6 protein-coding genes are annotated in these 8138 nt (G+C 58.2%); 5 read left to right on the plus strand and 1 reads right to left on the minus strand.

Annotated elements, in window-relative coordinates:
* The 3 genes from rplW to QZ307_RS05865 all read left to right on the plus strand — a co-directional run.
* Positions 1–284: 50S ribosomal protein L23 (gene rplW / locus QZ307_RS05855; RefSeq protein ID WP_366778830.1), on the plus strand; the 284-nt coding region annotated here is incomplete at its 5' end.
* Between the two features lie 149 nt (positions 285–433).
* A complete protein-coding gene (locus QZ307_RS05860; RefSeq protein WP_295997150.1) occupies positions 434–1897 on the plus strand; it encodes a fibronectin type III domain-containing protein in 1464 nt (487 codons plus the stop codon).
* Positions 1898–2647: 750 nt separating this feature from the next.
* Positions 2648–4195, plus strand: coding sequence for a BspA family leucine-rich repeat surface protein (locus QZ307_RS05865; RefSeq protein WP_295997152.1), 1548 nt, complete (start codon positions 2648–2650; stop codon positions 4193–4195).
* A gap of 50 nt (positions 4196–4245) precedes the next feature.
* Here the strand turns inward: QZ307_RS05865 and QZ307_RS05870 are convergent, their stop codons facing one another.
* Positions 4246–5361 (minus strand): endonuclease/exonuclease/phosphatase family protein, encoded by a 1116-nt coding sequence (locus tag QZ307_RS05870; protein ID WP_295997154.1) that lies wholly within the window; start codon positions 5359–5361, stop codon positions 4246–4248.
* A 363-nt stretch (positions 5362–5724) separates the two neighbouring features.
* Between QZ307_RS05870 and QZ307_RS05875 the strand changes: the two genes are divergently transcribed.
* Positions 5725–6345, plus strand: a complete 621-nt coding sequence (locus QZ307_RS05875) for a TetR/AcrR family transcriptional regulator (RefSeq protein ID WP_295997157.1) — start codon at positions 5725–5727, stop codon at positions 6343–6345.
* 13 nt (positions 6346–6358) lie between these two features.
* Positions 6359–8138 (plus strand): glycoside hydrolase family 2 TIM barrel-domain containing protein (locus QZ307_RS05880; protein ID WP_295997160.1); only part of this gene is annotated, 1780 nt, incomplete at its 3' end.

Raw genomic sequence — 8138 nt, forward strand, 5'->3', positions numbered from 1 at the left:
AGAAGGATCCCCGCGAGGTCATCATCCGCCCCGTCATCACGGAGCACAGCTACGACGCCATGGAGAACAACGTCTACACCTTCGAGGTGGCCAAGGACGCCAACAAGGTTGAGATTCGCCAGGCCGTTGAGGCTATCTTCAAGGTCAAGGTGGTCAAGGTGAACACCCTGAACGTGAAGTCCAAGCCGAAGCGCGTCCGCTACCAGGAGGGTCGCACCCGCACCTGGAAGAAGGCCATGGTTACCCTGGCCGAGGGCGAGACCATCGAGATCTTCGCTTCCTAAGCGAACTCGAGCGTTAAGCTAGCAAGCCCCCGCCTCTTACGAGGCGGGGGCTTTTTCTTGTTGACGACACAGCAGATAATTCGCTGCGATATAATAATATTTCTAACGTGAAGTGTTTTGCGGAAGCAGCAGATGGGAAGGAACGCACCATGGGAAAGGCCTTGCGAGCGCAACGGACGCGGAGGCGTTCGGGAAAGAAGCTGGTCGCCGGTGCGCTGTCGCTGCTTCTGTGCGCGGCTCTGGTTCCCACGGGTGCTTTGGCAGAGGCGGATCTGGCCTGGGCGGACGAGCCTGGTAGCTCGGACTCTGCGGGTCTGCCGAATCTTCCGGCTCTTCCGAATCTGCCGAACATCGGCGACTTCAATCCTGATGACATTCCCGGGCTGGCTGATTTCATTAACGGGCTTCGTCCGGGCGGCGGTTCGGGTGCCACGACGCCCGCCGTGCCCACGGTGCCCACACCGCCCACGGCTGCCGACCTCGAGGCCGCTTTGGCCAACGAGGTGTTCGCCCTGTACTACCGCAACGGTACAGCCGACACCTATACCCTGGTGCTACAGCGAGGCCCTCAGGCCGATCCGAAGCGCGGGACGCCTGTGGAAACGCAGACGGGCTTTATGTGCAACGAGAAAATTCCCACCAAGCATTGCGTGTGTCGCTCGTGGAGCAGCTCGCTTAACAGTAAGGTCACCAAGGTAATCGTGGAAGATGCCATGGCTCCTCACTCGACGGCCTACTGGTTCAGCGGCATGACCTCGTGCACTTCGCTTGATCTGGGGAAGCTCGATCTGTCGCAGGCCACCGATATACGGGGCATGTTCAGCGGCTGCACCAGCATGAGCACCCTCGACCTCTCGGGTTTCAATTTGGCGAAGATGCCGAAGATGGACAACCTCTTTCCCTCGCGCAGTGCGGTGCTGGCCACCATCAAGGTGCCAGCTACGGGAGATTTCTCCGGTGTGCTGCCCACGCCGAGCCCTTCGTTCTTGCCGGGTGCTACGGGCAAGTGGGTCAACGAGCGCGGCAAGGTGTTCAGTGCTGCGACCATTCCGGCCAAAACGGCGGCTACCTACCGGGCTCAGCGCGGGTATTCGCTGGCCAACGGGTATATCAAGCAGACGACGTACGAGTATGTCTACACGGGCAAGGCCATCAAGCCGTCGTTCGCGGTGCGCGTGGCCGGTCACACCTTGAAAAAGGGCACGGACTACACGCTGTCTTACAAGAAGAACAAGGCCGTAGGCCTCGCTACCTTGGTGGCCACGGGAAAAGGGAACTATTCAGGCAAGCTGACCTGCACGTTCCGTATCAATCCTCCGAACGTGAAGCGCGTGGCCGTGAAGCGCGGCAAGAAGAGCCTGACGGTCAAATGGACCAAGCGCAAGGGGCAAGCGAAGCTGGTCACGGGCTACGAGGTGCGCGTCAGCACCGACCGAGCCGCCCATAAGGTGAAGGTCTACCGCTTTGTAAAGAAGCCGAAGGCGTCTTCGGTAAAGATCATGGGTCTCAAGGCCAAGAAGACCTACTATGTCTCGGTGCGCACCTACAAGAAAACCGGTGGCCGCTCCTACTTCAGCACCTGGTCCAAGCCGAAGGCAGTAAAGACCAAATAGCGCTTGCGGCGAGGAATCCGCGAGGCCGGAAAGGTTGCGCAGGGTAGTGCGGGCTAGATAGCATTTGCCGTGAGGGGTCCACAAAGGCCGGGACGGTTGCGTGCGGTGGTGCGGGCTGGCCGGAGGCGAGACTATCAGGTTTTTCGCCTCCTAATCGAGCTCGAGTGTTAGGCTAGTGAGCCCTTGCCTCCCGTGAGGTAGGGGCTTTTTTGGTGGAGGTGGAGCATGGGGGAGGGAGGGGTGCTGACGAGGCTCATGCGACCGGTCGCCCGGGACGAACCGTACGCTTCTGTGGTCAACTAGCAGTAAAAACCCGAATTTCGTCGATTGCAAACGGTATTTTGGCCAAACGCCTATGAAAAACCTGAAAATTTGGCACCAACTAAGAGAATGGCTCCTTTGCGTGGGCTGACTGCTGCAGTAGTTCCAGGTCAGAGGTGGCTCAATTAGGAACTCGAGTAAATTGCTTTTTGCAGAATTGGGTATTTCCTAGCTGATTGCCCAAAATGGCAACATCCTCAAAGAAAAATCGGGATTTAGCCTTCGATTGACCGCTCGCCGCCATCAGGTAGCACTGCCGTCTTGAAAGCATGGGGTAGATAGACGGGATGTGCTGTCGAGCATCGGAAATGTTGCGCAACGGAATTTCGATACCTCGCTTTACCATTAGTAAAGAGCCTCTCAATAACGAGGATCTCATCTCTGGGGAAACCGAGCTGTCGCTTTATGGAGAGCAGGAAGGGAGAAGTCATGCAGGTTTTCAAAAGAATGAGTGCTTTGCTGCTGTCGGGGTTGTTGTGTGCGGCCCTTGTGCCTGTCGCATCGCTGTCGTTCGTCCAGCAGGCGTGGGCTGATGGCGCAACGGTATATGCCATGTATTACCGCACGCCGGGTACGTATAACTATACGCTCGTCATTCAAAAGGGCGATAAGGTTGACAGTCGGTATGGCACTTTCATCGAGAAGCATGATGGTGTAGTGGAGGATACGCGCTACAACTGGGGCGACGAGGAATATCCCGATTGGAGGGAGGAATGCAATTGCGGCACTTGGGGCTCGTCGCTTGATTCCAACGTTACGAAGGTGATTGTTAGGGACGCTATCGCGCCGCACGCTATTTCGTTCGGCGACTTCGCGCGGTGCATGAGCATGGATTTGGCGAAGCTGGATACGAGCAGAATGACGAACATGAGCGAAATGTTTTGGGGCTGCGATGCATTGAAGTCACTCGATTTATCGCGATTTAACACAGCGAACGTCACGGATATGGGCAATATGTTTAGAAGCTGTGACTCGCTTGAATCGGTTGCCCTTTCCTCGTTCAACACCGCTAAGGTTACCGATATGAGCGGTATGTTCGCCTACTGTGAATCCTTGAAATCGATTAATGTATCGAGCTTCAACACAGCGAACGTAACGGATATGTCGAACATGTTTTACGGATGCGATAGGCTCGCTTCGCTCGATCTCTCGAAGTTCAACATGAATCGAGTGCTCAAGATGAACAGCATGCTGCCAGACTACGGGAGCCTTGCATGGGTGAAGCTGCCTGCTTCGGCTAATTTCCGCGGCCAGCTGCCAACTCCTGAGCCGGAATACGTTGATGGCGCAGTAGGAACCTGGGTGAATTCTGCTGGAAAGGTGTTCAAGTCGAATGAAATCCCGGGCTTTAAGGCTGATACCTACAAAGCCAAGCGCGGGTACTCGATTAAGAAGGGATCTTTGATCTATCCGTCAAATAAAGCAGGTGATTGGATTTGGAATTATTCCTACACTGGTAAAGCCGTCAAGCCTAAGTTCAAGGTGGAGGTTGCCGGTAAGACGCTGGTGAAAAATCGCGACTATACCATTTCCTTTAAAAACAATGTTAAGGTTGGAACGGCGAAGGTGACCGTAAAAGGGAAGGGAAACTATTCCGGAAAACTGACTGGAGAGTTCAGTATTGTGCCACCGAAAACCTCCATTAAGAAGGTCAAGGGCGTAAAGAAGGGTATTAAGATTACCTGGAAGAAGGCGTCTAGTAAGGCAATCAAGAAGAAGCAAGTAACGGGCTATGCAATCAAAGTAAGTACCGACAAAAAGGGCGATAAAACGGTTTTGATCTCTATTCCCATGGGCAAAGGAGAATCGCTGAATGGTTACCAGCCATGGGTTAAGGGGGCGAAAAGAACTTCCGTGCGAATAACTGGTCTGAAGGCAAAGAAAAAATACTATGTGTCTGTGGCACCCTACACGATTAAGAAGGGCAGCGAATACATTGGCGCCTGGTCCAAGCCGAAAGCGGTGCGGACTAAGTAGCTTGCTCGAAAGGAACTAACGCGTAAAGGGGTCGGCGTGTGCCGGCCCCTTTACGCCTGCAGGCGGAACTTCATGACTACGGGGTTGTGGTCGGAGTAGGCGAAATTCAGGTCGAGGGTTTCGTAGTCCAGGCACTCTACGTTGTCCGAGTAGATGAAGGCGTCCATGATCCAGCGATCGTTGGTGCCGTCGTAGGGACGCCCTGCGTCGCGACAGGTGGCGGCGTCGTCGAAGGCAGCCAGACCCTCTTCATCCAGCTTGGCCTTGCAGCCCACGGTGAAGCCCTCGGGCACGCCGGCGAAGTCGTAGGGTTTCGCCCAGCTTTCCACGGCTTCCACCTGGTTGCCGTACACTTCGCCTGAAACGCCGATCATGTCGTGGTTGTAGTCGCCGCCGGCAATGACGTAGTTGCCCGCCGCGCGCTCGCGCACCATGTCCTCGTAGAGCATCGAGCGCTGGGCCGCCATGATGGACTCGTCGGCCCCGTAGGCGGAAAGATGCACGTTAAAGAGCACCAGTTCTTTGCCGTTGCTGCAGGGAATGCGGCTGATCGAGTAGCAGCGGTCCAGGTCGAGGAACTTCGAGAAGCCTTCGGAGATGGGCAGGCTGCGACGCAGCGCGTCGGTGACCGTATAGCGTGAGAAGGTGACGAGCCCGGCGCGATTGGCCCCATGGGGAGCGTAAAGCGGCCAGGCCAAAAAGGCCGAGTCGTAGTTCTGGGCAAATACCGAGGCAAAGGCGGGGAAGTCATCGCGCAGCAGGGCGTACTCATCGACGTGATGGCTACGTGTGCCGTCTACGTCCACTTCCTGCAAAAGCAAGAAAGAGGGGTTGAGCGCGTTGAGCGCCTCGGCTGATCCGTTGATGTCGTCGCGCACTACCTGCTCGCTGGCGGCCACCGAGCCCGTGCCGCCGTCCATGAAGAAGTCGAAGGCGGAATTGTAGGCGCCGAAACCCAGGTTCGCCGTGGCGATGATAAGATCGGCAGTGCTGTCAACGGCGACGGCCTCATGCAGCGCTGCACCGTTGGCGGGAGGCTCCGCTTCAAGCGGCAGCGCGTCGTCCAGGCGGTTGTAGCTGAACATGACATAGCCGACGTAGACGAGCACCGCCACAATGAGAGCAGCCACAATGCCGACGATAATCTTGAGAACCTTGCTTGCCACGGGCGTCCTTTCTCTTGCTTGCTGCTGTCATTGTACGCGAGGGCGTCAGAGGCCGGCGTTGCGAGAAAAACTTTTTGCAGTGTGAGAGGGGGTTCGCTTGACGATCCGTCAAGCCCAACAGGGCGGTTGTCACGTTGTCAAACTTAAACTAAACTCTAAGAAAAAAGCCGATCACGACGTTGTTTTGCGGATACTTCGTTGCCTGTTTTCCTCAGTTTGGTAACAGCGAACCAACGTGACGGATGCAACGGCCCCGTTCGCCGTATGGTTTCTCCATCACCTATAAAAACGCCCTTAGGGACTGCCTTGGCCGTCGGCCTTGGCTTGTGGTATTTCTCGGGTTGCTGCACGAAAGGATGGGCCATGCAAGACAATGGGAAGAGCGTTCGCGGGGTTACCACGCGAGAGGTGCTCCGGAGTAATGACACGGCCAAACGCAGCAACGAGATTGTCGTCGCCGCCCGCGAGCTCTACGAGGAGAAGGGCCTGGCCCATACCTCCATTCAGGACATCACCAACCATGTGGGCGTTACGCGCTCTCTGTTCTACCACTATTTCCAGAACAAAGAGGAAGTGACCTCGGCGGTGCTCGACCAGTACATTGCCGATTTTCTGGAAGCGCTCCAGCATTGGGATGAGGGACGTCATCAGCAAGACGTCGAAAGCTCCCTGCGCAGCATGGTGAAAATCATGCGCATGGTGCTCTTCGAGAAGAATACCTTCCGCATGGCGCTCAGCACTCAGGAAAACGCCGCGCTTTACCTGGACTTCCTCAATCGGTTTGCCGCTCATGGCGCCGAATTCATGACGAAGCACCCGGTGGACGAGGCCACGAACTACGGCCAGGACATGGATCACCTGTACGAGACGTTCTACGTGCTCATCGTGGGCATGGCGGGCTATCTGCGCACGCACCCCGATGCCGATGACGAAATGCTCATCGATATCATTACTCAGACGCTTCACATCAACCAGACCGCTTAGGCCCTGAGGCTGCATGGATCTGAAGCGGGTATTGGCCAGCGCCCCGCGCCGTCATGACGTGGGCAAGCCGCGTCCGCTTCTTACGCCCTGGGGCGAAGGCCTCGATCCCGCCTCGGTGCGCGCCGAGCACCCGCGTCCTCAGTTTGCCCGCGAGCGCTTTACCCTGCTGAATGGATGGTGGGACTACGCCATCATGCCCATGGGCGCGCGGCGCACGCTGACGCCGCCCGACTCCTTCGACGGCCGCATCCTGGTGCCTTTCTCGCCCGAGGCCCTGCTGTCCGGCGTGGGGCGTACGCTGCAGCCCGATGAGATTCTCTGGTATGTTCGCCGCGTCACGGTGGACGCCCTGCGCCCGAGCGAGCGCTGTCTCTTGCATTTCGAAGCGGTAGATTTCGCCTGCGCCTGTTGCGTCAACGGCCAGGTGGTGGGTACGCACGAAGGTGGCTACCTGCCCTTTTCCTTCGACATTACCGATGCCCTGACCCGCGGCGCGGCGTCCCGCGAGGCGGGGGAGGCCGGTGCTTTGGCGGGGGCGTACGGCTGCCAGGCCGTGGTGGCCCTGTGCGTGTGGGATCCCAGCGACACGGGGACTCAGCTGCGCGGCAAGCAAACGCTTGATCCCGGCGGCATTTGGTACTCGGCCCAAAGCGGCATTTGGCAGCCCGTGTGGCTTGAGGTGGTGCCCGAGCGCCGTATTGAGGCGTTGGCGCTGCATCCCGACCTTCGAGCGGAACAGCTGGTTCTCGATGTCGACGCCAACGATGGCGAGGGGCTGGTGCGCGTGTACGTGGCGACGCCCGAGGGAAGTCCCGTGGCATCGGCCGCTGTTCTTGCCAGAGAAGGGACGGCGCTGTGCGCGGACGACCCTTCCGCGCTGTCCTCGGCGCCCGACTCAGTTGGGCAGGGCTCCCGCGGTCGGCGGGTGCGCGTGACGGTGCCCATTCCCGAGCTGCGCCCCTGGAGTCCCGACGACCCCTATCTCTATACGGTAACCGTGCGCTTCGGTGCCGATGTAGTGCACAGCTATACGGCGTTTCGCACGGTCGAGGTGCGCTGTGATGAGGCGGGGGTGCCGCGGTTCTTTCTGAACGGGCAGCCGCTTTTGCTGCGGGGCGTGCTCGATCAGGGCTACTGGTCCGACGGCTTGATGACGGCGCCCGCGGATGAGGCGCTGGTGCATGACATCGCGGCTATGAAGGAGGCCGGCTTCAATATGCTGCGCAAGCACTTGAAGGTAGAGGCCGATCGCTGGTACTACCATTGCGACCGTTTGGGCATGCTGGTATGGCAGGACATGGTCTCTGGCGGCGGCCCGCTGAGCTCTTGGGAGACGAGCTACAAGCCTACGCTGTTTCGGCAAAGCTGGGGAAGCTACCGTGACGATACCCCCGCTCATCAGGAGAAGTTGGGAGCTGTCGATGGGCGCTATCAACACCAGTGGACTGAGGCGTGCCGAGAAACCGTGGCCCACCTGCGCAATCATCCCTCGGTGGTAACCTGGGTGCTGTTCAACGAGGCCTGGGGGCAGTTCGATGCCTTGGTGGCGGCCGAGATGGTGCACGATCTGGATCCGACGCGGCCCCTTGACAGTGTTAGCGGGTGGTACGACCAACATGGCGGCGACTTCCTCAGCGTGCACAATTACTTCCGCCCGCTTGAGGTGTATCGCGATGACCCACGGAAGCTGCAGGGCTACGCGGCAGAAAAGGGCGGCCGCGCCTTTGCCCTCTCGGAATTCGGCGGCGCGGTCTATCGCGTCGAGGGGCATAGCACCTTTGCCGAAAGCTACG

This window comes from uncultured Adlercreutzia sp., assembly GCA_910585575.1.
In the GTDB taxonomy this organism is placed as follows: domain Bacteria; phylum Actinomycetota; class Coriobacteriia; order Coriobacteriales; family Eggerthellaceae; genus Adlercreutzia.